Genomic DNA, 23,867 nt, shown 5'->3' on the forward strand with positions numbered 1-23,867 from the left:
CCAAGCCGGCCTAGTCTGGAATCATTCTAGATTGGCGCTGCCCCTGGCTGCCCCGGAAACCCATTCGAAACTCAGCAAAATCGGAGACTAAGATGGACGCGAAAACCGACGACAACAGCGCTGGCAAATGCCCGGTCGCGCACGGAACCACCGGCAGGACCAATCGCGATTGGTGGCCGAACCAGCTGAACGTTCAGGTTCTTCATCAGCAATCGCCGCTGTCCGATCCCATGGGCGAGGCGTTTGACTACGCCAAGGAATTCGAAAGTCTCGATCTCAATGCGGTGATCGAGGACCTCACCGCGCTTATGACGGATTCGCAGGACTGGTGGCCGGCCGACTTCGGCCATTACGGGCCGCTGTTCATCCGCATGGCCTGGCACAGCGCCGGCACCTATCGCATCGGCGACGGCCGTGGCGGCGCCGGCGTCGGCCAGCAGCGTTTCGCACCGCTGAACAGCTGGCCGGACAATGTCAACCTCGACAAGGCCCGCCGGCTGCTGTGGCCGATCAAGCAGAAATACGGCCGCAAGATTTCCTGGGCCGACCTGATGATACTCACCGGCAATGTCGCGCTGGAATCGATGGGCTTCAAGACGTTCGGCTTCGCCGGCGGTCGCGCCGACGTGTGGGAACCGGAGCAGGACATCTACTGGGGCCCGGAAGGCAAGTGGCTTGCCGACGAGCGCTATAGCGGCGACCGCGACCTCGAGAACCCGCTCGCCGCCGTGCAGATGGGCCTCATCTATGTCAACCCGGAAGGGCCGAACGGCAAGCCTGATCCGCTCGCCGCGGCGCGCGACATCCGCGAGACCTTCGCCCGCATGGCGATGAACGACGAGGAGACCGTGGCGCTGATTGCCGGCGGCCACACTTTCGGCAAGACCCACGGCGCCGGCGACGCAGCGCTTGTCGGTCCGGAACCGGAAGCCGCCGACATCGAGCAGCAGGGCCTCGGCTGGGCAAGCAAGTTCGGCACCGGCAAGGGCGGCGACGCGATCGGCAGCGGCCTGGAAGTCATCTGGACGACGACGCCGACCAAATGGAGCAACAACTTCTTCGACAATCTGTTCAATTACGAATGGGAATTGACGAAGAGCCCGGCGGGCGCCCACCAGTGGACGCCGAAGGGTGGCGCCGGCGCCGGCACTGTGCCGGATGCGCACGACGCTTCCAAGCGTCACGCACCATCGATGCTGACGACCGATCTCGCCCTACGGTTCGATCCGTCCTACGAGACGATCTCGCGGCGCTTCCACGAGAACCCCGATCAGTTCGCCGACGCCTTCGCCCGCGCCTGGTACAAGCTGACCCACCGCGACATGGGGCCGCGTGCGCGCTATCTCGGCCCGCTCGTTCCGAAGGAGGAACTGCCCTGGCAGGACGTCATTCCGGCGGTCGACCATGTACTGATTGACGAGCAAGACGCCGCAGCGCTCAAGGGCAAGATCCTGGCATCCGGCCTTTCGGTGGCCGAGCTGGTCTCGACCGCCTGGGCGTCTGCCTCGACGTTCCGCGGCTCCGACAAGCGTGGCGGCGCCAATGGCGCGCGCATCAGGCTTGCCCCGCAGAAGGATTGGGACGTCAACCAGCCCGCCCAGTTGGCGAAGGTATTGGCCAAGCTCGACACGATCCGCGGCGAGTTCAACGCTTCGCAGCGTGGTGACAAGAAGGTTTCGCTGGCCGACCTGATCGTTCTTGCCGGCAATGCCGGTGTCGAGAAGGCCGCCGCTGATGCTGGACATGGCGTCGATGTGCCCTTCACGCCGGGCCGCATGGACGCGTCGCAGGAGCAGACGGACATCCACTCCTTCGCGCCGATGGAGCCGGTCGCCGACGGCTTCCGCAACTACCTCAGGGGGCCACAGCGCCTGTCGCCGGAGGAGTCGCTGGTGGACCGGGCGCAGTTGCTGACGCTGACGGCGCCGGAGATGACTGTTCTGGTCGGCGGCCTGCGTGTTCTTGGCGCCAATGCCGGACAGTCTAAGCATGGCGTCTTCACCAGGCGGCCAGGCACTCTGAGCAACGACTTCTTCGTCAACCTGCTCGACATGGGCACCGACTGGAAGGCGATCTCGGACGCCAAGGACGTGTTTGAAGGACGCGACCGCAAGACGGGCGAGGTGAAGTGGACCGGCACCCGCGCCGACCTCATCTTCGGTTCCCACTCGCAGCTGCGCGCGCTGGCGGAAGTCTATGCGACCGCGGACGCCAAGGCGAAGTTCGTCCGGGACTTCGTGGCGGCCTGGACCAAGGTGATGAACGCCGACCGATTCGATATCGCTTCGAAGTAGGTCTCATCCTCGCACGATAAAGGGCGCGGGCGATGTCCGCGCCCATTATCGTTTCGACGTTAGGCGTCAGTCTTTCTCGAAGATGCCGGCCTTGGCGACGACGCCGGCAATCGCCCCGCCGATCAGCGGCGCGACGATGAACAGCCAGAGCTGGCTGAGCGCGGCAACCCCCGAAAACAGTGCCGGACCGATAGAGCGCGCCGGATTGACCGAGGTGCCGGTCACCGGGATCATGGCGAAGTGGATGCCTGCCAGCGTCAGGCCGATGACCAGGCCGGCGAAAGCGGTCGTGTGCTTGGCGTTGGTGACGCCGAGGATCACCGTGACGAAGGTGAAGGTGCCGATCAGTTCCCAGAGGAAGGCCGAGCTCATACCCCACTTCGTCTCATCCCAGCCATTGGCGCCGAAACCGCCGGTGTGGCCGCCGGCCTGGCCGGAAACGATGATCCAAAGCGCCAGCGAAGCGATGATGGCGCCGATGATCTGCGCGATCCAGTAAGGGACGACATCCTTGGCCGGCATCCGCCCTGCCAGGAACACGCCGAGCGTCACCGCCGGATTGAGATGCGCGCCCGAGATCGGGCCGATCGCATAGGCCGCGGCGATCAGGCCGATGCCGAACGCCAGTCCGATGCCTTCCTGTCCGAGCGGCAGCGCGCCGCCGAAACCGCCCGTGACCACGGAGGCCGTGCCGATGAACACCAACAAGAACGTGCCGAGTACTTCTGCGAGATAAGTCTTCATTGCCCTCTCCTCATAGGATCCGTCGAACTGCGTCTGCCGCGCCGCGAATCACCGCCGGAAGAGTATTACCGTGTCCAAAACTTGGAAAGCAGAGAGGAAATCAAAAAGCTTGCTTGTACCCGCCAATCAAATACATTAGAGATCTTTCATATTCTACCTGATTTTCTTGTTTTTCGGCGGCGCTTCCTGCTTGCAAGACCGTTCGGGTTAAACGGGCGGTTTAAGAACGTGGTTTCATGGCCGGCGCGAACAGAGCTCTTTCAATCCAGGCCTGAAACGCTTTAAGAGCGGGCCGGAGCCAATTTTGCAATGTAGGCGGAAAACGGGATGCGACTGGGCGGAAGGCTGGCGGCGGCCATAGAGGTTCTTGAAGACATCGGCCGGCGCCACCGGCCGGTGGCGGACGCCTTGCGCGATTGGGGCCTGTCGCATCGCTTTGCGGGCGGCGGCGATCGCGCGGCGATCGGCAACATCGTTTATGACGCGCTGCGCCGCAAGCGCTCGGCCGGCTGGCTGTTCGGCGAGGACACTCCGCGCGCCATCGGCTTTGGCGCGCTTCTGTTGGAATGGGGTCAGACGGCGCAGTCGCTCAATGACGCGCTCGACGGTGACAAATTCGCGCCGCCGCTGCTCAGCGCCGGCGAGCTGAAGGCGGCCGCCGGCCGCAGGCTGGCAGATGCGCCCGACGTGGTGCGCGCCGATATCCCCGACTGGTGCGCGCCGCTGCTCGAGCAAGCCTATGGAGAGGCCTGGGTCGAGGAAGGCGCGGCGCTGGCGCGTCGCCCGCCGCTGGATCTCAGGGTAAACACGCTCCAGGCCGATCGCGCCAAGGTTCTGGCCGAACTGAAGGGCACGGGCGCGGCGCCGGCTGCGATCGCGCCGCACGGCATCCGCATCCCGCCGATCGACGGCGACGGCCGGCATCCGAATGTGCAGGCCGAGCCCGCCTTCCAGAAAGGCTGGTTCGAAGTGCAGGACGAGGGTTCGCAGCTTGCCGCGGCGCTCGCCGGCGCCGAGCCCGGCATGCAGGTGCTCGACTATTGCGCAGGCGCCGGCGGCAAGACGCTGGCGCTGTCGGCCGAGATGGGTAATCGGGGTCAGCTCTTTGCCCATGATTCGGAGAAGGTGCGGCTGGCGCCGATCTTCGAACGCATCCGCCGGGCGCACAGCCGCAATGTCCAGGTCCTCAGCAAGCCCACGGAGCTGGCGCCGCTCGCCGGGCATATGGACATGGTGCTGATCGATGCGCCTTGCACCGGCAGCGGCACCTGGCGGCGGCGGCCCGACGCCAAATGGCGATTGACGGAACGGCAGCTGGATGCCCGAAAGGGAGAGCAGCAGTCGATCCTCGACACGGCCCAAGCCTTCGTCAGGCCGGGCGGCTTGCTGGTCTACATCACCTGCTCGGTGTTCGACGCCGAGAATGGCGAGCAGGTCGCGGCCTTCCGCGCGCGCCATGAAGGCTTCACACCGGTCGATCATCGCCATCTGTGGGATAGTCGCTTCCCCGGCCATGAAGGAGCCGCGCGTATCGCCGGCAACGGGGGCATCTCGCTCTCACCGGCGCTGAGCGGTACCGACGGGTTTTATTTCCACGCGTTGCGGCGCTCGTAAGCCTTGACGAAAGTCTGCGTCACCCCAATTTGACTCTGGTCGCTTCGGGGGTGTGCTTGCAGAAATACCTGTCGCTTGTCGTCTTCTTGCTGATCGTCCTCGGCGGCGGCCTGCTGATTGGCTACGCCACCCTGCCTGGCGCGTGGTATGCATCTCTGATCAAACCTCCCTTCAATCCGCCGAACTGGGTCTTCGCCCCGGTCTGGTCGCTGCTTTACGTCCTGATCGCGATTGCCGGTTGGCGGACATGGCTGCTGAAACCGGGCACAGGCGCCATGAGGGTCTGGGCTGCCCAATTGGTCCTTAATTTCCTTTGGTCGCCGACATTCTTCGGCGCCAGGATGATCGGGCTCGCGCTGGTGGTCATCCTGTTGCTGCTCGGGAGCATCCTGCTTTTCATTCGTCGCACTTGGAGCACAGACAGGATTTCCTCCGGCTTGTTCGTGCCCTATGCGGCCTGGGTGGCTTTCGCCACTTTGCTCAACGCCTCGCTGCTATGGCTGAATTGATCGTGCTGCTGCAGTGCAGCAATTGACATTGCGCGGGGTTCCGGGCTCTGCAATAAGCTTCGCCACCTAATGTGAGGCGAAGCCATGGCAGCAGCCAAGATCGTACCCGCTCCCGACTTCGAGGAACGCGTCAGGACCTCGTTTGCCCGGCAGAAGGCAATGGCGACGATCGGCGCCGAACTGACACTGGTGACGCCCGGCATCATCGAGATCGAGATGCCATACTCGGCCGCGCTCACCCAGCAGCATGGGTTCTTGCATGCCGGGGTCATCTCCACCGCCTTGGACTCAGCCTGCGGCTACGCGGCCTTTTCGCTGATGCCGGAGAATTCCGGCGTCCTGACCATCGAGTTTAAGGTCAACCTGTTGGCGCCGGGCAGGGGCGAGCGCTTCCTGTTCCGCGGATCCGTGACAAAGCCCGGTCGCACCATCATCGTCGCTGACGGCCAGGCCTATGCCTTCGCCGCCGATGGCGAGGCCAAGCTGATCGCCACCATGACAGGCACGATGATGACGGTGGTCGGCCGCGACGGGATCGAGGGGTGATCCGATGGGAAACCCCGTGCGGATTGCGGGCACAAACGTTCTCTTCGTCATGGCGGCCGAGGTCGAATACGGCCCGCATCTGAGGAAGCTTTTCACGCCGCTGATGACCGGGGTCGGGCCGGTCGAGGCCGGCGTGAGGCTGGGCGCCGAACTTGGCCGGTTGAAGATTCAGGAAGCACTGCCGGAGCTTGTCGTCTCCCTGGGCTCCGCGGGAAGCCGCACACTTGAGCAGGCCGAAATCTACCAGGCCGTATCAGTCAGCTACCGCGACATGGACGCTTCCCCGCTCGGCTTCGAGAAGGGAGCGACGCCCTTCCTCGACCTGCCCGTGACGGTGCCGCTGCCCTTCGTCATTCCTGGCATCAAGACCGCCGCGCTCTCGACTGGCGGTACGATCGTCTCCGGCGCTGCCTATGACGCGATCGACGCCGACATGGTCGACATGGAGACCTTCGCCTGCCTGCGTGCCTGCCAGCTCTTCGGTGTGCCGCTGATCGGACTGCGCGGCATTTCCGACGGCGCGGCCGATCTGAGGCACGTCAACGACTGGACGGAATATCTGCATGTCATCGACGAGAAGCTGGCGGTGGCGATCGGATTTCTCGAACAGGCGATCGGCGGTGGAGCGATCCGGTTGAGATAGGGCCAAAAGGACGGAAAGCCGCAGCGCGCGGCCCATTGCGCCGACTCGTTTCTTTCTCTAAAGGCTCGCCATGACGACAGCCAATCATCCCGATACCGTTCTGCCTGACACTGTCCTGATCATCGATTTCGGCAGCCAGTTCACGCAGCTCATCGCCCGCCGCATCCGCGAGAGCGGCGTCTTTTCCGAGATCGTGCCGTTCCAATCGGCCGAAGCGGCTTTCAAGCGCATCAGGCCGAAAGCGGTGATCCTGTCGGGCGGCCCGGCCTCGACCACCGACATCGGCAGCCCGCGCGCACCGCAGATCGTCTTCGACGCAGGCGTGCCGGTCCTCGGCATCTGCTATGGCCAGATGGCGCTCTGCGTGCAGATGGGCGGCGTCGCCGAGAGCTCCAACCATCGCGAGTTCGGCCGCGCCTTCGTCGAGATCGAGAAGGAGAGCCCGCTGTTCGAAGGCTTGTGGGCGCCCGGCCAGCGGCACCAGGTGTGGATGAGCCACGGCGACCGCGTCATTGAATTGCCGCCGGGCTTCAAGGTGCTCGGCAAGTCGGAGAGCTCGCCCTTCGCCATCTTCGGCGATGTCGGGCGCAAGATGTACGGCATCATGTTCCACCCGGAAGTGGTGCACACGCCGGATGGCGCGAGACTGCTCCGGAACTTCGTCCACAACATCGCCGGCATCGAAGGCGACTGGACGATGCGCGCCTATCGCGAGCATGCGGTGGAAGCGATCCGCAAGCAGGTCGGCAAGGGCAAGGTGATCTGCGCGCTCTCGGGCGGCGTCGACTCCTCCGTCGCGGCGCTGCTGATCCATGAGGCGGTCGGCGACCAGTTGACCTGCATCCTCGTCGACCACGGCCTTATGCGCAAGGACGAGGCCAAGGGCGTGGTGGAGATGTTCCGCCAGCACTACAATTTGCCGCTGATCCTGGTCGACGCCTCCGATCGCTTCATCTCGGCGCTGGAAGGCGAGGCCGATCCCGAAAAGAAGCGCAAGACCATCGGCCGCCTGTTCATCGAGGTGTTCGAGGAAGAGGCGAAGAAGCTCGGCGGCGCCGACTTCCTGGCGCAGGGCACGCTCTACCCCGACGTCATCGAGAGCGTATCCTTCTCCGGCGGCCCTTCGGTGACGATCAAGTCGCACCATAATGTCGGCGGCCTGCCCGAGCGCATGAACATGAAGCTGGTCGAGCCGCTGCGCGAATTGTTCAAGGACGAGGTGAGGGCGCTCGGCAAGGAACTCGGCCTGCCCGAAAGCTTCATCGGCCGCCATCCCTTCCCCGGCCCCGGCCTTGCCATACGCTGCCCGGGCGGCATTACGCGCGAGAAACTCGAGATCTTGCGCGAGGCCGACGCCATCTATCTCGACGAGATCCGCAAGGCCGGCCTCTACGACGCCATCTGGCAGGCCTTCGCGGTGCTTCTGCCGGTGCAAACCGTCGGCGTCATGGGCGACGGCCGAACCTATGAATTCGTCTGCGCGCTGCGCGCCGTCACCTCGGTCGACGGCATGACGGCCGATTTCTACCACTACGACATGAACTTCCTCGGCGCCGCAGCCACCCGCATCATCAACGAGGTCAAGGGCATCAACCGCGTCGTCTACGACGTGACATCGAAGCCGCCCGGCACAATCGAGTGGGAGTGACGGAAACGTAGTTCCCGCGACTGCCGGGATCCTGTAGCGCAGACATGGTGGGCACATGTCGCGATGGAGGAAAGGCGAGAAAAATACGGTCGGGGACGGGGCTGATCGTTACGTCCCTGAGGGCATGCGCGACTGAAGCCCCTCGACAAAAGAGGTGAATGGCGGGGCCGAGGCCATGGCGGGCCGCGTGACGATGTCGATCCGGCGCAGCAATGCGGGACCGGCCGGGACGCGGACAACGACGCCCGTATCGGGATAGAGTTCGAGCGCGACGGCCGGGACGAAGCTCACGCCAATACCTTCGCTCACCATGCGCAGCAACAGCTCATAATCGTCGACGCAATGCGTGATGCGCGGGGCGAATCCGGCCAGCGCGCAGGCGCGACTGATCAACTCATAGCCGCCGGTTCCCCGCGCCCCGCCGATCCACGCGCAGTCCGCCAGCCCCGCCAGGTCCACGGTCGCCGTCAACGCCCGGTGGCTGGCGTGGAGAGCGAGCAGGATGGGCTCATCCAGCAATGGGAAGACATCGAAGCTCCGATCGATCGCCCTTGGCACGAGGCTGTGCGAATAGACGATCGCCGCATCGCACCGTCCGATGCGCACAGCGTCGATGGCATCTTCCGGCTCCAGCTCATGCAGGACAATATCGAGGTCTGGGTTACGGCTCCTGGCACTGACCATCGCCGGCAGCACGTGCGCTTTCGCAAATGTGCCGAAGCAGCCGATGTTCAAGGTGCCGCTTGGCTGCACGGAGACAGAGGCCAGGTCGAGGCGCGCGGCTTCGACAGCGTGCAGGATTGTTTCGGCATGTGCCACCAGTCGCAGGCCAGCCGGCGTCAGCTTGACCCGTCGCCCAGTGGGCTCGATCAGCGCGAGGCCCGCTTCGCTCTCCAGCGTCGAGAGTTGCTGCGAAACCGCCGACGGCGTGAGGCGACATGCCGCGGCGACGGCGGTCATAGTGCCCCTGTGGGATAGTTCACGCAGGAGCCTGAGGCGCACGAGATCGAACATTAAGTTCAGCTTATCGGAAGCATCATGTCTTTGAAATAGACCTGAAAGAAATGGGATGATCTAGATTGACGAACAGAACACTTCGCTGCCGGACGTCGACATTGTCTCTCAATTCCGTCCCTCGATGACCGAGTTCTGGAGTGCGCGGACGGACCCGGCCTCACTCGACGTTGAGCGGGCACCGTCAACATCATGACCCGGCGAGGCGCCACAGGAAAGCCTGGCTGAATTGAAGGACTTGAGATGGCGGACGAACATGACTTCGATTTCCTGTATGGGACCTGGAAGGTCCGGCATCGGAAACTGGCAACAAGGCTTGCGGGGGCGAACGACTGGTCTGAATTCGACGGCACGAGTTCGACGCGGCCGATCTTGAGCGGGCTTGGCAATGTCGAGGACAATTTCATCGACGACCCTGCTGGCGCGTACCATGCCGCAGCCTTGCGCGCCTTCGAGCGCGACGTCGGCCTTTGGCGGATCTGGTGGCTCGACCTCCGCTCTCCGTCCGAGATCGGGGTCCCCGTCCTAGGCGGCTTCGAGGGAAGCAGCGGCACATTCCTCGCCGACGACCATTGGAATGGCGTGCCGATCAAGGTGCGCTTCGCATGGCTCAAGGCGGCCGGCGCCGGACCACGGTGGGAACAGTCGTTCTCGCCGGATGGCGGGAGAAGCTGGGAGCTGAACTGGTCGATGCAGTTCAGCTGACCGGCATCGGGGCGGCCTGGGGCGGGCCCGCCATCGACAACAGTCCGAGGAGGTTCGATCATGTCTTCAGCCACGCAAATGCGTATCCGGGACTTCTTCGATGCCTATGCCGCGGCAGCCCTGGCGGGCGATGCCGAAACCGTCAGTAATTCATACTTCTCGACCTATCTCGAAGCCGCCCCGTCGACCATCGAGGCGTTCAAAGTCGATGCGGATTACGGACACGCCGTCGAGACCAAGGCGTTGGCGATGCAACGGCTGGGGCTCGCGGCATCGGAAATCAAGGTGATCGGGACGACACCGCTTGCGAGCGATCATTTTCTTGTCGATGCCGAATGGTGGCTGCGCTTTGCGCCCGAGGGTGCCAACGCAGCCGAGTCCCGCTTCAAGGTAAGCTACGTAATCCGAGTAAGGGAGGACGGCCCGAAGATACTTCTGGCGCTGTCGCATGAGGATGAGGAGAAGGCGCTGCGGGGCCTCGGCCTCGCCTGATCCGCCGGCGCTGCGACACAGGGTGAGCCGCGCGCCCGATCCCCTCGAGCACGTAGAGTTTGGCAGGGTATGTGCGCCGTACAGGCCCGGCGGCGCGGCCCGGATTGTAGAAGAGGGATCTTGCGTCAGCCATGCGCTAGCGCGGCCCGCCGCAGCTCTACGTGTCCGTTAAGCGGGGAATTGCCTCGCCTATTGTGGCGCACTCGTGCCGGATGCCCGCGCCAGGAAGTCGGTCATTATTCGGACAACGGCCGGAGCGTGAGTTTCCAACGCGAAATGGCCTGCATCAAGGATATGCGCTTCCATCCGAGGCAGCGCCCGCATCCAGGAGAGGGTTTCGCTCAGATCGAAAAACGCATCGTGTCGGCCCCATATCATGAGGGCAGCGGGCTGGTGTTTGGCAAGGAACATGGCGATCGACGAAAACGTCGCGGTATAGCGACCGTAATCCGCCACTAACGCGCGTTGCATTGCCATCCTACCGGGCAACTGCATTACCCGCCAATCCTCTTCCCAGACTCTGGGGTCAATCCGCGCCGCGATGTCTGAGGGCACGCGGGCAGTATACTGGTCGCGCGTTCCTTCAAGGGTAAGATGGGCTGTGGCCGCCGCCTCGTTTTCCACCGTCGGATCGCGCCAGAAAGCCTTCGTCGCGGCCCATTCCTCGCCCTGTCCGGCCGGTCTCATGGGCATTGGCGTTCTGGATGATGAGGCCGAGCATCTGTTTCGGCGCACGCATGGCTCAAGTCCCACGGGCGCACCGAAATCATGCAGGTAGATGTAGCGCGGCCCGATATGCAGATGATCCAGCAGTTCCGCAACGGCATCGGCGAAGGCGGAGAAGGAGTAAGTGGGCAATAGCTCGGACACGCCGAACCCTGGAAGGTCGGGGGCGATGAGATGAGCGTGGTGGGAAAGCCTCGGAAGAAGCTTCCGAAAGCTCCGCGATGAGCTCAGAAAGCCATGCAGCAGCAATATAGGCGGCTTCTCCGGCGAGCCGGCCGTGCGGTATGCGATCTCAGTGCCTGTCGAGAGCCGCAGTCGCTGCGGATGATTGGTGTCCATGACATTCAGGGAACGCGGGATGGCGTGGCGAGTTCCAACACTCGCCGGCCATCCGCGCCCAGGCGGCAGGCGAGGCGCGACGGTCCCCACCTTGGTCGCGGCCGCTGGGCGGCCGCCGCGATCCGCGCCCACATCCCCGATGAAGTAAAGTGCTTTCGAACCAGGCGCGGGTTGCGGGGCGTAGGACGGCTTGCGAGAAGGCGTGTCTGGTTTGCGCCCAAACCGGGCGTTGAAGCCCTCTTCGCCAGCGCCGAAAAGCAGACATTGCGGGTGGTCGCGCGGGAAGTGGCGATTGTACCGCATCGGAAACATCGAAGGTTCTCAGCGGACAACGATTGAAGTGGCGCCATCCAGCCCCGGTTCAACGATCCTGGCGATCTCCCCACATTGCGTCCGGCACAACCACCAGCTTGCCAACGAAGTCCTTGCCCATGAAGTCGGTCTGGGCGCGGTGGAAATCGGAAAGCTTGTAGACGCCGCCGACCAGCGGCTTGATCTTCTTGTCCTCGACGTAGCGTACGATGCGGCGGAAGTCGGCCCGCGTGCCCTGGCTCGAACCGTGAAGCTGGAGCTGCTTGAGATACATGGTGCGCAGATCGAGCTGCACCACCGGGCCGGCAATGGCGCCCGCCGTGGTGTAACGGCCTTCTGGCCGCAGAATGCGCAGCAGGTCGTTGAAGATGGCGCCGCCGACAAGATCGGCGACCACGTCGATGGGATGGTCGCCAGTCGCTTGGTTAACGGCGGCCGGCAGGTCGGCCACGCCGCGCGTGATCACCTTCTCGGCGCCGATGTCGAGCACGGCCTGTTCCTTGCCCTTGCCGACGACGGCGTAAGGAATGGCGCCGCGGGCCCTCGCCAGTTGCACGATGCCGGAGCCGACGCCGCCGGAGGCGCCGGTGACCAGCACCCGCTCGCCGGTCTTCAATGCCGCGCGTTCCAGCATCTGCTCGCCGGTGAGATAGGCGCAGCAGAAGGTGGCGAGCTCGACGTCGCTCAGATCGGTGTCGACGAGATGCGCGTTCTCGGCCGGCAGCGCCTGGTATTCGGCGTAGCCGCCGTCCCGGCCGTGGCCCATGTAATCGATGTCCGCCAGCGAATCGTCGTCGCGGTTATAGATGGAGAAGTCGACCATGACGCGTTCGCCGACACGCTGCGCAGGCACGCCGTCGCCGACGGCGACGATGGTGCCTACCGTGTCGGTGCCCTGGATGCGCGGGAAGATGAGCGTGTTGCCTTGCCGGCGCCATGTCGACACGGCGGCGGCATCCTCCTCCGTGCCATAGGCGCCCTGGCGCACCCAGACATCGGTATTGTTCATGCCGCAGGCGCTGACCTTGACCAGCACCTCGCCGGCAGCCGGCGTGGGCACTTTCACATCAGTGCGGTAAACGAGCTTTTCCAGGCCGCCATGCCCGGTAAGCTGCACGGCGGCCATGGTGGCGGGAACGGTTCTGGTCATGGCGTTCATGTCGCTTCTCAGATGCCGGCAAGGACGCTGTTCACGGCGTCGGCGGTCCTGGCGACGATGATGTCGGCTTCCTCGCGCGTGAGGCAGAGCGGCGGCGCGAAGCCGAGGATGTCGCCCTGCGGCATGGCGCGGCCGATGACGCCGCTGGCGGCGAGCGCCGTGGCAATCTGCGGCCCGACCTTCAGCGACGGATCGAAGAAGACACGGTCGTCGCGATCCTTGACGAACTCTATCGCAGCCAGCATGCCGTCGCCGCGCACCTCGCCGACATGTTTGTGGCCGCCGACGGCCTTGGCAAGCTCGGCGCGGAAATAGGCACCGGTCTCGCCGGCGTTCCGCACCAGATCCATCTCGTCGATCAGTTCGAGATTGGCCACGCCCGCGGCAACGCAGATCGGATGCGCCGAATAGGTCCAGCCATGTCCCAGAGAGCCCAGCTTGTCTGAACCCTTGACCAGCACTTGCCAGACCTTGTCGGAGACGATGACACCGGAAAGGGGTGCGTAGGCCGAGGTAAGTCCCTTGGCGATCGTGATCAGGTCCGGCTTGATGCCGTAGTGATCCGAGCCGAACATGGTGCCGAGACGGCCGAAGCCGGTCACGACCTCATCGGCGATGAGCAGCACGTCATACCTGTTCAGCACAGCCTGGATCTTTTCCCAGTAGCCGGCCGGTGGCGGCACGATGCCGCCGGTGCCAAGGATCGGCTCGCCGATGAAGGCGGCGACAGTGTCCGGGCCTTCGGCGAGGATCATCTCCTCGAGCTTGTCCGCGCAATGCTGCGAGAACTGCTCCTCACTCATTGACCGGTCGGCGCGGCGGAAATAATAGGGCGCCTCGGTGTGCATGATCGGCGCGCGCGGCAGGTCGAAGGCGTTGTGGAAGAGTTCAAGCCCGGTCAGCGATCCGGTCATGACGCCAGAGCCGTGATAGCCGCGCCAGCGCGAGATGATCTTCTTTTTCTCGGGCCGGCCGAGAACGTTGTTGTAATACCAGATCAGCTTGATGTTGGTCTCGTTGGCGTCGGAGCCGGACAGACCGAAATAGACACGGCTCATGCCCATCGGCGCGCGGTCGATGATCATCTTGGCCAGCGTGATCGAGGCCTCGGTGCCGTGCCCGACATAGGCGTGATAATAGGCGAGGTTCTTTGCCTGCTCGGCAATGGCATCTGCGATCTTCTGGCGGCCATAGCCGACATTGACGCAATAGAGGCCGGCGAAGGCATCGATGCTCTTCTTCCCGGTGTTGTCCCAGATGGTGACGCCTTCGCCGCCGGCCATGATGCGGGCCGGCGACTCGCCACGAGCATGCATGCCCATATGCGTCGAGGGATGGAAGAAGTGATCGCGGTCCCAGGCCGAGAGTTCGTTGGACTGTTCGAGCATTTTCTTGACTCCTGAAGATTCCGGAATGGCCTAGGCCACGTCGAGGCAAAGGTATTTGAGATCGGTGAAAGCTTCGAGCCCGTGGCGCGAACCCTCGCGACCGATGCCGGACTGTTTGACGCCGCCGAAGGGGATCGGCGCCCCGGTTATCTTGACGCGGTTGATGGCGACCATGCCGTATTCCAGGGCGCGGCCCAAGCGCGCCTGCCGGGCGCCGTTCTCGGTGACGACATAGGCGACGAGACCGTATTCGGTGGCGTTGGCACGGGCAACGACTACCGCTTCGTCGTCGAACGGCATCACGGCGGCGACGGGGCCGAACGTTTCCTCATGCATGATCAGCGCTTCGTCTGGCACGTCGACGAGCAGCGTCGGCTGGTAGAACAGCGGGCCGGCAGCGTGGCGCTTGCCGCCGGTCAGGCAGCGCGCGCCGCGCTCCAGCGCATCGGCGACGTGCTCCTCCACCTTCTTGATGGCGCGCTCATGCATCAGTGGCCCGATCTCGGCGCTCACGGAAAGCCCGTTGCCGGTGCGAAGCTGCTCGATCCGGCGCGCAAAAGCAGCGCAGAAACGGTCGTAGATCGGCCGCTGCACATAGATCCGGTTGGCGGCGAGGCAATCCTGGCCGGAGGTGGCGAATTTGGCGTCGAGCGCGATCGTCACGGCCTTCTCGATACCGGCGTCGTCGAACACGATCAGCGGCGCGTGGCCGCCGAGTTCCATCACCAGCCGCTTCATGGTCGCGGCGCTCTGCGCGGCGATCAGTCGGCCGACTTCGGTCGAGCCGGTGAAGCTCATGGCGCGCACGCGCGCATCGGCGCACATCACGCCGACGATGGTGCGCGCATCGCCGGTGACGACGTTGAAGACGCCGGCCGGCAGCCCGGCGCGCTCACCGAGCTCGGCCAGTGCCAGCGCGGACAGCGGCGTTTCCGACGAAGGATGCGCCACCACCGTGCAGCCGGCGGCAAGCGCGGCGGCGGCCTTGCGCGTGAGCATGGCCGACGGAAAATTCCAGGGTGTGACGACCCCGACCACGCCAAGCGGCTCGCGGCGCACCGACATCTCGGCATTCGACAGATGGCTGGTGATGCTTTCGGCGTTGAGGCGCTTCGCTTCCTCGCCATACCACTCGACGAACGAGGCGGCGTAGTCGATCTCGCCCAGCGATTCCTTCAGCGGCTTGCCTTGTTCCAACGTCATCAGGAGCGCCAGATCGTCCTTGGCGGCGACGATCAGCTCAAACCATTTTCGCAAGATTTTCGCGCGCTCCTGCGGCAGCAGTGCCCGCCAGGCGGAAAACGCCCGGGAAGCAGCGTTAATCGCCTTCGTCGTTTGGGCGGCATCAAGCGCCGCCACGAAGGCGACGGTGGCGCCCGTGGCCGGATCGGTGACCTCAAAGGTTGCCGCCGCATCGCTTGCCGTCCAGTGGCCATCGACATAGGCGAGCGCGCGCAGCAACCGGCGATCGGCGAGCCGGTCGAGCGCTTCATGGTGGTTGGTGCGGGCAAAATGCGCGGACATCAGTCGGGTCTCCCGGTGCCGTGGCGATGTGGGGAGACTAGTCGCGCGATCGAGACGGAGAGGCTGTTTCGTCAGGTCCAGAGAGAGATACTGTCTCTATTGGACCGACTGCCCAGACAATCTCTATTCTAAGATTGTCCTGCCAACAGGTCGGCCACTGGCAGCACGGTCGCGTCCTTGACCGTCTTGGTGACGATATAGGTGAAGTAGCGGTCGATGCCGATCTCGCGTCCGAGCAGGCCATCGACCAGCCGCTGATAGGCATCGATGTCGCGCGCCATCACCTTCAGCACGTAGTCGACGCCGCCGCCCACCGACCAGCAAGCGACGATCTCCGGGACATCGCGAACGACGCGCTCGAACCGGTCGAAGTCTGCCTGGCGGTGGTTGGCCAGGGTCACCTCCATGAGCACCGTCGCCACCGGGGCGATCGAGCGCATGGCGATCGAAGCGTGGTAACCGGAGACGATGCCGGCCTTTTCCAATTTGCGCAGCCGCATCCAGCAAGGCGTCGGCGACAGGCCGACCTTCTCGGCCAGCGCCAGCTTGGTGATCCGCCCGTCGCGCTGGATGGCGTCGAGAATCCTGAGGTCGATCGGGTCGAGTTTCGCTGCCGCCATGCGGTATCCGCCTTTCGTCCCCGACACCATGACGATGCATTATTTCGATTGTCAATTGCACTGATTTCGATCTCTAATATGTCATGACATTGTGGCAGCCAGATCCCGCACTCATCCGCCGTCCGGCCTATCTCTCGCTGGCCGACCAGTTCGCCCGCGCCATCCATGACGGTCGGCTTGCGAATGGCACGCGGCTACCGACGCATCGCAGGCTGGCGGACGATCTCAAACTTTCGGTTCAGACAGTCAGCCGCGCCTATGAGGAACTGATCCGCCGTGGGCTGATTTCAGGGGAGGTCGGCCGTGGCAGCTTCGTGCAGACCCAGCGCCGCGAGCCGGAGCCGCCTTACATTCCGGAGCGGCTGGGCGAAGTCATCGACCTCTCCATCCTGAAGCCGGTCTGCGAGCCGATGCATCTGGACAAGCTCAAGCAGGGATTGGGCTGGCTGGCCGAGAACTTGCCGGCCAGTTCAGCGCTGTCCTTCCGGCCGAACATGGTGTTTCCCCGTCATCGCGCGATCGCGGTCGAGTGGCTGAAGCTTTGCGGGCTCGAAGTATCGCCGCAGAATATCAGCGTCACCAATGGCGCCACCGCTGGCATGACAGTTGCGCTGATGAGCGTCGCGCCCCCCGGGTCGACGGTCGCCACCGAGGCCATCGGCCATCATACGCTTATCCCGCTTGCCCGCTATCTCGGCTTCAACCTTGAGGGCTTGCCGATCGACGGAAACGGTTTGATCCCGGAGGCTCTCGACGATGCCTGCCGGCTCGCGGACATCCGCGCCGTCTTCGTCCAGCCTTCGGTGATCAACCCGACGGCGACCTTGATGGACGCCCAACGCCGCGAGCAGATCGCTGCAGTTGCGCGCAAGCACGACATCGCTATCATCGAGAACGACGTGCTTGGGCCGCTGGTTCAGGGCCGGGCGCCGGCGGTCGCCGCCTTCGCGCCTGAAAGGACGCTATACGTCACCTCATTCACCAAAATCACCGTGCCGGGCTTGCGCATCGGCTATCTCGCGGTGCCCGACCGCTATGTCGCGGCCGTCGCCAATCGTCATCTCGTCTCGAACTGGATGGCGACGCCGATGGTGGCGGAAATCGCTACCCACTGGGTGAACGACGGCACGGCTTTGGAATTGGTGAACTGGCAGCGGTCGGCATTGAGGCGGCGCCAGGAGATAGCGGCAGAGGTGCTTGCGGGCGTCGATTACCGTGTCCACCGCGACGGCCTGCATCTCTGGCTCGAATTGCCGGGCGATCGCGCCGAGGAAAGTTTCGTCGCGCAGGCGCGCCTGCGCGGAGTGGCGATCGCGCCGGGTACCTCATTCCGTATCTCCGATACATCCTGGCATCCGGCAGTACGGATCTCGCTCGGATCGACCACCGAGGGGGAACTGCGCGCTGGCTTGAGCGTTGTCGCCAAACTCTTGCTTGGCGACCCGGAGCATCTCCTGCTCGCCATATGATGCACAAGCAGAGCGCAGATTGCCCTGAAATTGTGCCGCGCCAGAAATATTGTCATGATATTATTTTCCCAATTGACATGATTTGGCGGGTTTCGCATCGTTAAGGGCATAGGCTTCTCCAGAACGGGGAAATTGGTTGCCCGCACCCATCATCAAGGTAGACTCCATTTCCAAGAGCTTCGGCATGTTCAAGGTGCTGGACGGCTTGTCGATGCAGGTCATGCCGGGCGAGAAGCTGGCGCTGATCGGCCCGTCCGGCTCCGGCAAGACGACGATCCTGCGCATCCTCATGACGCTGGAAAAGATCGACGGCGGCCACATCCAGGTCGATGGCGAGCAGCTCTACCATATGGAGCGCAACGGCCAGCTGCAGCCGGCCGACGAGCGGCACCTGGCCAGGATGCGCCAGAAGATCGGGATGGTCTTCCAGCTCTTCAATCTCTTCCCGCACAAATGCGTCATGGACAACGTGACCCTGGCGCCGATGCTGACCAAGGGCATCGCGCGCGCCGCCGCCGAGAAACGGGCAATGGAGCTGCTCGACATGGTCGGTCTCGCCGACAAGGCAAAAGCGATGCCGGCGCAGCTTTCCGGTGGTCAGAAGCAACGCGTGGCGATTGCCCGGGCGTTGGCGCTGTCGCCCAAGATCATGCTGTTCGACGAGGTTACCTCCGCGCTCGACCCCGAGCTCGTCGAGGAAGTGCTCAACGTCATGCGCAAGCTTGCCGCCGAGACCGACATGACGATGCTGCTTGTCACCCATGAGATGGGCTTCGCCCACGACTTTGCCGACCGCGTGCTCTTCTTCGACCGCGGCAGGATCGTCGAGGAAGGCAAGCCCGACGAGATTTTCCGCCACCCCAAACAGGAAAGAACGCAGAGCTTCCTGAAGAAGATCATCGCGGCCGGACATCGCGTCTGACCGTTGTGCAGACGGGCGACGTCGTCGTCCCGAGGCGATGCAGTCGCCGCAACCGAGCAAACAAAGAAGAGAAACAAGGAGTTGGGAACGATGAAGAAACTTGGCATTCTGGCTGGCGTTGCCGGCCTCACGGTAAGTGCAGTGTTGCTCGCCTCCGGCGCGCGGTCGGCTGACGACGCAAAGCTCGAACAGCTCAAGCAGCAGGGCTTCGCCCGCGTCGCCATAGCCAATGAGCCGCCCTATACGGCGGTCGCCGCCGACGGCAAGGTCTCGGGTGCCGCGCCGGACGTGGCGCGCGAGATATTCAAGCGCCTCGGCGTCAACGACATCGTGGCCTCGATCTCCGAGTACGGCGCCATGATCCCCGGCCTGCAGGCCGGCCGCTTCGATGTCGTCACCGCAGGTCTGTTCATGAAGCCCGAGCGCTGCGCGGCTGTCGCCTATTCCGAGCCGGTGCTTTGCGATGCCGAAGCCCTGCTCGTGAAGAAGGGCAATCCGAAGGGCTTTAAGAGTTACGAGGACATCGCCAAGGATTCTTCCGCAACGGTCGGCGCGCCAGGCGGTGGCACCGAAGAGAAGCTGGCGCTCAACGCGGGCGTGCCGCGCGATCGCGTCATCGTCGTCCCGGACGGCCAGAGCGGGCTCAAAATGGTGCAGGACGGCCGCATCGACGCCTATTCGCTGCCGGTTCTCTCGATCAACGACCTCGTCAAGAAGGCCAATGATCCGAACTTGGCGGTGATCGCGCCGGTGGTCGGCGCGCCGGTCTATTGCGACGGCGCTGCCTTCAAGAAGGGCGATGAGGCGCTGCGCGATGCTTATGACGTCGAGCTCGCCAAGATGAAGAAATCCGGCGAATTTGCTAAGATCATCGAGCCCTACGGCTTCTCGGCCGCGGCCGCGATGTCGACGACGCGCGAGAAGCTCTGCTCGGCAAAATAAGGCGCCTCCGTTCCTTCTTCCCGTTCGCGGGAAGAAGGTTGTCACGAAGTGACGGATGAGGGGCAGGGCCGCGGCTTCGCAAGCTCCCGCGGCCCCTCATCTGCCTCTCCCCGTGAACGGGGAGAGGGGACTTAAACCGCAAGCTTTGGAACCCTATGACCCAGTGGTCCGGCTATCTCGGCCTTATATTGCAGGGAGCGCTTGTCACCATCGAGCTGACGCTGATGGGGTCGGTGCTCGCGCTGGTCATGGCCTTCCTTGCCGGCATGGGGCGCGTGTCGCGCTTCTTCATCGTGCGCGCGATCGCCACGATCTACATCGAGTTCTTCCGGGGCACCTCGATCTTCGTCCAGCTGTTCTGGGCTTACTTCGTGCTGCCTTTCGCCGGCCTTTCGTTGACGCCGCTGCAGGCCGGCGTGCTGGCACTGGGCTTGAATGTGGGCGCCTATGCAGCGGAAGTGGTGCGCGGCGCCATCCTGTCGGTCGGCCGCGAGCAATACGAAGCCTGCACGGCGCTCAACCTCGGCCGCTGGCAAGGCATGCGCCACGTCATCCTGCCGCAGGCGCTGCTGATCATGCTGCCGACCTTCGGCAACAACGCGATCGAGCTGCTCAAGGCGACCTCGGTCGTGTCGCTGATCTCGCTCGCCGACTTGACCTTCCAGGCGCAGGTGGTGCGCTCGCAGACCGGCAGCACTCTGGTGCCATTCGCTTCGGTGCTGATCATCTATTTCGCGCTCTCGCTGATCATTTCCTGGAGTGTGCGGACGCTTGAACGCCGCATGGCGCGCGGCCTCGACGGAGTGCGCGTCTGATGGATTGGGATTGGAACTTCGTTCGCGAGATCATGCCGACGCTGATCCAGGGCGTGAAGATTACCATATTGGCGACAGTTCTCGGCTCGATCCTTGCCGCCATCGTCGGCCTGGGGATCGCGCTGGCGCGGCGCTCGCCGAACCGTGCCATGGCGCGCGGCGTGGGCTGGTTCGCCGAGTTCATCCGCGGCACGCCGCTCCTGGTGCAGCTCTATTTCATCTTCTACGTGTTGCCCGATATCGGCATCCTGTTGCCGCCGCTGGTGGCTGGCGTCATCGGGCTTGGTCTGCATTACGGGACCTATACGGCCGAGGTCTATCGCGCCGGCATTGACAATGTGCCGCGCGGCCAGTGGGAGGCGGCCAAGGCCTGCAATCTCAGCGGCCACCATACCTGGACGCACATCATCCTGCCGCAGGCGATCCCGCCGATGATCCCGGCCTTGGCCAACTATTTCATCGCCATGTTCAAGGAGACGCCGCTGCTGTCGGCGATCACCGTGCTGGAGCTGATGAATCAGGCCAAGAGCGTCGCCAATACCTACTACCGCTACATCGAGCCGATGACGCTGGTCGGCGCCTTCTTCCTCGTCATCAGCCTGTGCTCGGTCGTGCTGTTGCGCTGGCTAGAGCATCGCTACGGCAGGATCGAAAGATGAGAGTCATGAAAGCATTGCCCGACATCCGCCTCGAGACGGCGCGCCCCGCGCTCGATGCGCGTCCGCTGGAAAAGCGCGTCGGGCTGATCGCGCTTGCGACCGACCACACCAGCGAGGTGGATTTCCGCCGCATGGTGGCTAGCGAGCGCATCGGGGTCTATGTCGCGCGCATCCCCTACGCCAATCCGACGACGCCGGAGAATTTGCGCAGGATGCAGCCTTCGCTTTCGGCTGGCGCGGCACTCATCCTGCCGGACGAGCCGCTCGACGCGGTCTGCTACTCGTGTACCTCGGCCTCGGTGGTGATCGGTGATGCCGAGATAGAGCAGGCTATCCAGGCAACCAAACCCGACGTTCCCGTCGTCACGCCGCCAATGGCTGGCGTGCGCGGCCTGAAAGCCTTCGGGGTGAAGCGCATCAGCATCCTGACGCCCTATACGGTCGAGACCAGCCGTCCGATGGCGGTTTATTTCGCGGCGCACGGCTTCGACATCCAGAGCTTCTCTTGCCTCGGCTTCGAGGACGACCGCGAGATGGCACGCATCACGCCGGCTTCGCTGGTCGAGCTGGCGCGCAAGGTAACGCACCCGCAAGCCGATGCGCTGTTCGTTTCGTGTACTGCGTTGCGTGCCGCGCTCGCGGCGCCATGCATGGAAGAAGCGATCGGGCGTCCGGTCGTCACCAGCAACCAGGCGAGCGCCTGGAACTGCCTGCGGCTGTGCGGCGACGAGACACCGCGGCCCGAGTTCGGCCGGCTGATGACCAAGCCGCTGGCCGTGTGACCGAGATGGAAGTCACGCTTCAGAATATTCGCGCCGCACGCGAACGTATTGCCGGCAAGGTCGAGCGGACACCTTGCATGCTTTCGCAAAGCCTGTCCGAGCGCACCGGTAGCCCGGTTCATCTCAAGCTGGAACACCACCAGACCACTGGCGCGTTCAAGCTGCGCGGCGCCTCGAACGCCATCGCAGTGCTGAGTCCACAGAAGAGATCGCGCGGGGTCGTCGCGGCCTCTACCGGCAATCACGGTCGCGCGCTGGCTCATGCGGCGCAGCTCGAGCGCATCCGAGCCGTGATCTGCATGTCGAAGCTTGTGCCCGAAAACAAGCTCGCCGCCATTCGACAGCTCGGCGCCGATATCCGCATTGTCGGAAACAGCCAGGACGACGCCCAACAGGAAGTAGACCGCTTGGTAGCCGAGGAAGGTCTGGTCATGCTGCCGCCCTTCGACCACCCCGACATCATCGCCGGGCAAGGCACGCTCGGATTGGAGATCATGGAGCAGGTCGCGGATGCAGCGGCCGTGCTGGTGCCGCTGTCCGGCGGGGGGCTGGCGTCCGGTGTGGCGGCCGCGGTCAAAAGCGTTAACCCTGGCACCAAGGTCATCGGTATCTCGATGGATCGCGGGGCGGCAATGAAAGCCAGCCTCGACGCCGGCCGGCCCGTGCAGGTCGAGGAACTGCCGACTTTAGCGGACTCGCTTGGCGGCGGCATCGGCCTCGACAACCGCCTGACCTTTGCCATGTGCGGCGAACTTCTCGACGACGTCATCCTGCTTTCGGAGGACGAGATCGCCACAGGTATCCGCCATGCCTATGAGCAGGAGCGCGAAATTGTCGAGGGGGCAGGCGCCGTAGGCATCGGCGCGCTTCTTGCCGGCAAGGTCAATGTGAGCGGCCCGACCGTTCTCATCCTCTCCGGTCGGAATATCGATATGGGCCTGCACCGCCGCATCGTCTGCGCCGACCTCCCAGGAACGGGGCGCGCCGCATGAGCCGGATGACTATTTTAACCGAGGCGGATCTGCGCAAGGTCGTGACGCTCGATCTGGCAGCTGTCGCGTGTGTCGAGAACGCCTTTCGCGCTTTGGCCACGCAGCCGGTGGCTATGCCGCCGATCCTGCGGCTCGACATTCACGAACATCGCGGCGAGGTCGACGTGAAGTGCGCCTATGTCCCCGGCATAGACGGCTTCGCCGTCAAGATCAGCTCCGGCTTTTTCGACAATCCGACGCTGGGCCTGCCAAGCGGCGGCGGCATGATGGTGCTGCTCTCGGCAAAGACCGGTGTCGTCGAGGCGCTGCTGCTCGACAATGGCTATCTGACCGATATCCGCACCGCCGCAGCCGGCGCGGTCGCAGCCAGGCATCTGTCGCGCAAGGACTCCAAGGTGGCGGCGATCTTCGGCGCCGGATTGCAGGCTGGCCTCCAATTGGAAGCGCTGCGCCTCGTGCGGCCGATCGAGGAAGCGCGCATCTGGGCGCGCGACGCGGCCAAGGCAGAGGCAGCCGCTGCCCGCCTGCGCGAGAAGCTCGGCATTTCAGTGCGGGCCGAACCGGATGCAGCGAAGGCTGCAGCCGATGCGGACATCATCGTCACGACTACCCCTTCAACCGAACCTTTGATCAAGCCCGGCTTCATCTCCGCCGGCCAGCACATAACCGCCATGGGCTCGGATGCCGAGCACAAGAACGAGATTGCGCCGGCGATCCTTCGTATGGCCAACCTCTATGTTGCCGACAGCGCGAAGCAGACGCGACGCCTTGGCGAACTCCGCCACGCCATTGATGCAGGCGTGATGGCGGCCGACGCCGAGGTCACCGAACTCGGCCAGATCATCGCAGGTGACAAGCCCGGCCGGCGCTCGGCGAGCGACATCACAATCGCCGACCTCACCGGCACCGGCGTGCAGGATACGGCGATCGCCACTTTGGCCCGCGACCGCGCCCGAGCGGCCAATGCCGGGACCATTCTTGAGAGCTGATGCTGGCCGTCAGGCCCAAC

23 protein-coding genes are annotated in these 23,867 nt (G+C 64.1%); 16 read left to right on the forward strand and 7 right to left on the reverse strand.

Features of this window, described 5'->3' with window-relative positions; all coding sequences use genetic code 11:
- The first annotated feature begins 92 nt into the window (after window positions 1–92).
- Window positions 93–2,294, forward strand: coding sequence for a catalase/peroxidase HPI (katG, locus tag ACR64R_RS00775; protein ID WP_487359798.1), 2,202 nt, complete (start codon window positions 93–95; stop codon window positions 2,292–2,294).
- Window positions 2,295–2,360: 66 nt separating this feature from the next.
- Here the strand turns inward: katG and ACR64R_RS00780 are convergent, their stop codons facing one another.
- Window positions 2,361–3,038: an MIP family channel protein gene (locus tag ACR64R_RS00780; protein WP_487359799.1), complete on the reverse strand. Its 678-nt coding sequence runs from the start codon at window positions 3,036–3,038 to the stop codon at window positions 2,361–2,363.
- A gap of 327 nt (window positions 3,039–3,365) precedes the next feature.
- Between ACR64R_RS00780 and ACR64R_RS00785 the strand changes: the two genes are divergently transcribed.
- The 5 genes from ACR64R_RS00785 to guaA all read left to right on the forward strand — a co-directional run bounded on the left by ACR64R_RS00785 (window position 3,366) and on the right by guaA (window position 7,998).
- The gene (locus ACR64R_RS00785) at window positions 3,366–4,652 is read left to right on the forward strand and encodes an RsmB/NOP family class I SAM-dependent RNA methyltransferase (protein ID WP_487359800.1); all 1,287 of its coding nucleotides are present in this window, start codon (window positions 3,366–3,368) and stop codon (window positions 4,650–4,652) included.
- Between the two features lie 56 nt (window positions 4,653–4,708).
- Window positions 4,709–5,161, forward strand: a complete 453-nt coding sequence (locus ACR64R_RS00790) for a TspO/MBR family protein (protein WP_487359801.1) — start codon at window positions 4,709–4,711, stop codon at window positions 5,159–5,161.
- An 84-nt stretch (window positions 5,162–5,245) separates the two neighbouring features.
- Window positions 5,246–5,707, forward strand: a complete 462-nt coding sequence (locus ACR64R_RS00795) for a PaaI family thioesterase (RefSeq protein WP_371011042.1) — start codon at window positions 5,246–5,248, stop codon at window positions 5,705–5,707.
- Between the two features lie 4 nt (window positions 5,708–5,711).
- A complete protein-coding gene (locus tag ACR64R_RS00800; RefSeq protein ID WP_487359802.1) occupies window positions 5,712–6,350 on the forward strand; it encodes a 5'-methylthioadenosine/S-adenosylhomocysteine nucleosidase in 639 nt (212 codons plus the stop codon).
- 70 nt (window positions 6,351–6,420) lie between these two features.
- The gene (gene guaA / locus ACR64R_RS00805) at window positions 6,421–7,998 is read left to right on the forward strand and encodes a glutamine-hydrolyzing GMP synthase (RefSeq protein ID WP_487359803.1); all 1,578 of its coding nucleotides are present in this window, start codon (window positions 6,421–6,423) and stop codon (window positions 7,996–7,998) included.
- A 108-nt stretch (window positions 7,999–8,106) separates the two neighbouring features.
- Here the strand turns inward: guaA and ACR64R_RS00810 are convergent, their stop codons facing one another.
- Window positions 8,107–9,012: a LysR family transcriptional regulator gene (locus ACR64R_RS00810; protein WP_487359804.1), complete on the reverse strand. Its 906-nt coding sequence runs from the start codon at window positions 9,010–9,012 to the stop codon at window positions 8,107–8,109.
- Between the two features lie 243 nt (window positions 9,013–9,255).
- On the opposite strand from ACR64R_RS00810, the gene ACR64R_RS00815 reads away from it, so the two are divergent.
- Both ACR64R_RS00815 and ACR64R_RS00820 read left to right on the forward strand, forming a co-directional pair.
- The gene (locus ACR64R_RS00815) at window positions 9,256–9,717 is read left to right on the forward strand and encodes a DUF1579 domain-containing protein (protein ID WP_487359805.1); all 462 of its coding nucleotides are present in this window, start codon (window positions 9,256–9,258) and stop codon (window positions 9,715–9,717) included.
- Between the two features lie 60 nt (window positions 9,718–9,777).
- Window positions 9,778–10,209 carry a hypothetical protein gene (locus ACR64R_RS00820; RefSeq protein WP_487359806.1) on the forward strand — a complete coding sequence of 144 codons (432 nt, stop codon included), beginning with the start codon at window positions 9,778–9,780 and terminating at the stop codon, window positions 10,207–10,209.
- A 189-nt stretch (window positions 10,210–10,398) separates the two neighbouring features.
- Here ACR64R_RS00820 and ACR64R_RS00825 read toward each other — a convergent pair whose 3' ends face one another.
- The 5 genes from ACR64R_RS00825 to ACR64R_RS00845 all read right to left on the reverse strand — a co-directional run bounded on the left by ACR64R_RS00825 (window position 10,399) and on the right by ACR64R_RS00845 (window position 16,277).
- Window positions 10,399–11,586: an alpha/beta fold hydrolase gene (locus tag ACR64R_RS00825; RefSeq protein ID WP_487359807.1), complete on the reverse strand. Its 1,188-nt coding sequence runs from the start codon at window positions 11,584–11,586 to the stop codon at window positions 10,399–10,401.
- Window positions 11,587–11,635: 49 nt separating this feature from the next.
- Window positions 11,636–12,745 carry an alcohol dehydrogenase family protein gene (locus ACR64R_RS00830; protein ID WP_487359808.1) on the reverse strand — a complete coding sequence of 370 codons (1,110 nt, stop codon included), beginning with the start codon at window positions 12,743–12,745 and terminating at the stop codon, window positions 11,636–11,638.
- Between the two features lie 8 nt (window positions 12,746–12,753).
- Entirely contained in the window at window positions 12,754–14,133 is a 1,380-nt protein-coding gene (locus tag ACR64R_RS00835) for an aminotransferase (RefSeq protein WP_487359809.1), read from the reverse strand.
- 30 nt (window positions 14,134–14,163) lie between these two features.
- On the reverse strand, window positions 14,164–15,657 hold the full coding sequence (locus tag ACR64R_RS00840; RefSeq protein ID WP_487359810.1) for an NAD-dependent succinate-semialdehyde dehydrogenase: 1,494 nt from the start codon (window positions 15,655–15,657) through the stop codon (window positions 14,164–14,166).
- A gap of 128 nt (window positions 15,658–15,785) precedes the next feature.
- Window positions 15,786–16,277: an Lrp/AsnC family transcriptional regulator gene (locus tag ACR64R_RS00845; RefSeq protein ID WP_487359811.1), complete on the reverse strand. Its 492-nt coding sequence runs from the start codon at window positions 16,275–16,277 to the stop codon at window positions 15,786–15,788.
- Between the two features lie 83 nt (window positions 16,278–16,360).
- On the opposite strand from ACR64R_RS00845, the gene ehuR reads away from it, so the two are divergent.
- From ehuR to ACR64R_RS00885, 8 genes are all read left to right on the forward strand, one after another.
- Window positions 16,361–17,746: a MocR-like ectoine utilization transcription factor EhuR gene (gene ehuR, locus ACR64R_RS00850; RefSeq protein ID WP_487359812.1), complete on the forward strand. Its 1,386-nt coding sequence runs from the start codon at window positions 16,361–16,363 to the stop codon at window positions 17,744–17,746.
- A gap of 136 nt (window positions 17,747–17,882) precedes the next feature.
- Entirely contained in the window at window positions 17,883–18,668 is a 786-nt protein-coding gene (gene ehuA, locus ACR64R_RS00855) for an ectoine/hydroxyectoine ABC transporter ATP-binding protein EhuA (protein WP_487359813.1), read from the forward strand.
- Window positions 18,669–18,758: 90 nt separating this feature from the next.
- Complete coding sequence (ehuB, locus tag ACR64R_RS00860; protein ID WP_487359814.1) at window positions 18,759–19,610, forward strand: ectoine/hydroxyectoine ABC transporter substrate-binding protein EhuB; 852 nt, start codon at window positions 18,759–18,761, stop codon at window positions 19,608–19,610.
- Between the two features lie 155 nt (window positions 19,611–19,765).
- Complete coding sequence (gene ehuC, locus ACR64R_RS00865; RefSeq protein ID WP_487359815.1) at window positions 19,766–20,425, forward strand: ectoine/hydroxyectoine ABC transporter permease subunit EhuC; 660 nt, start codon at window positions 19,766–19,768, stop codon at window positions 20,423–20,425.
- Window positions 20,425–21,084 (forward strand): ectoine/hydroxyectoine ABC transporter permease subunit EhuD, encoded by a 660-nt coding sequence (ehuD, locus tag ACR64R_RS00870; protein ID WP_487359816.1) that lies wholly within the window; start codon window positions 20,425–20,427, stop codon window positions 21,082–21,084. Before ehuC ends, ehuD begins: the two co-directional genes overlap by 1 nt.
- A gap of 5 nt (window positions 21,085–21,089) precedes the next feature.
- Window positions 21,090–21,866: an ectoine utilization protein EutA gene (gene eutA / locus ACR64R_RS00875; RefSeq protein ID WP_487362587.1), complete on the forward strand. Its 777-nt coding sequence runs from the start codon at window positions 21,090–21,092 to the stop codon at window positions 21,864–21,866.
- Window positions 21,867–21,871: 5 nt separating this feature from the next.
- On the forward strand, window positions 21,872–22,858 hold the full coding sequence (gene eutB / locus ACR64R_RS00880) for a hydroxyectoine utilization dehydratase EutB (RefSeq protein ID WP_487359817.1): 987 nt from the start codon (window positions 21,872–21,874) through the stop codon (window positions 22,856–22,858).
- Window positions 22,855–23,847 carry a cyclodeaminase gene (locus ACR64R_RS00885; protein WP_487359818.1) on the forward strand — a complete coding sequence of 331 codons (993 nt, stop codon included), beginning with the start codon at window positions 22,855–22,857 and terminating at the stop codon, window positions 23,845–23,847. Before eutB ends, ACR64R_RS00885 begins: the two co-directional genes overlap by 4 nt.
- Window positions 23,848–23,867: the final 20 nt, after the last annotated feature.

Source organism: Mesorhizobium sp. MC2-1-1, from assembly GCF_057597255.1.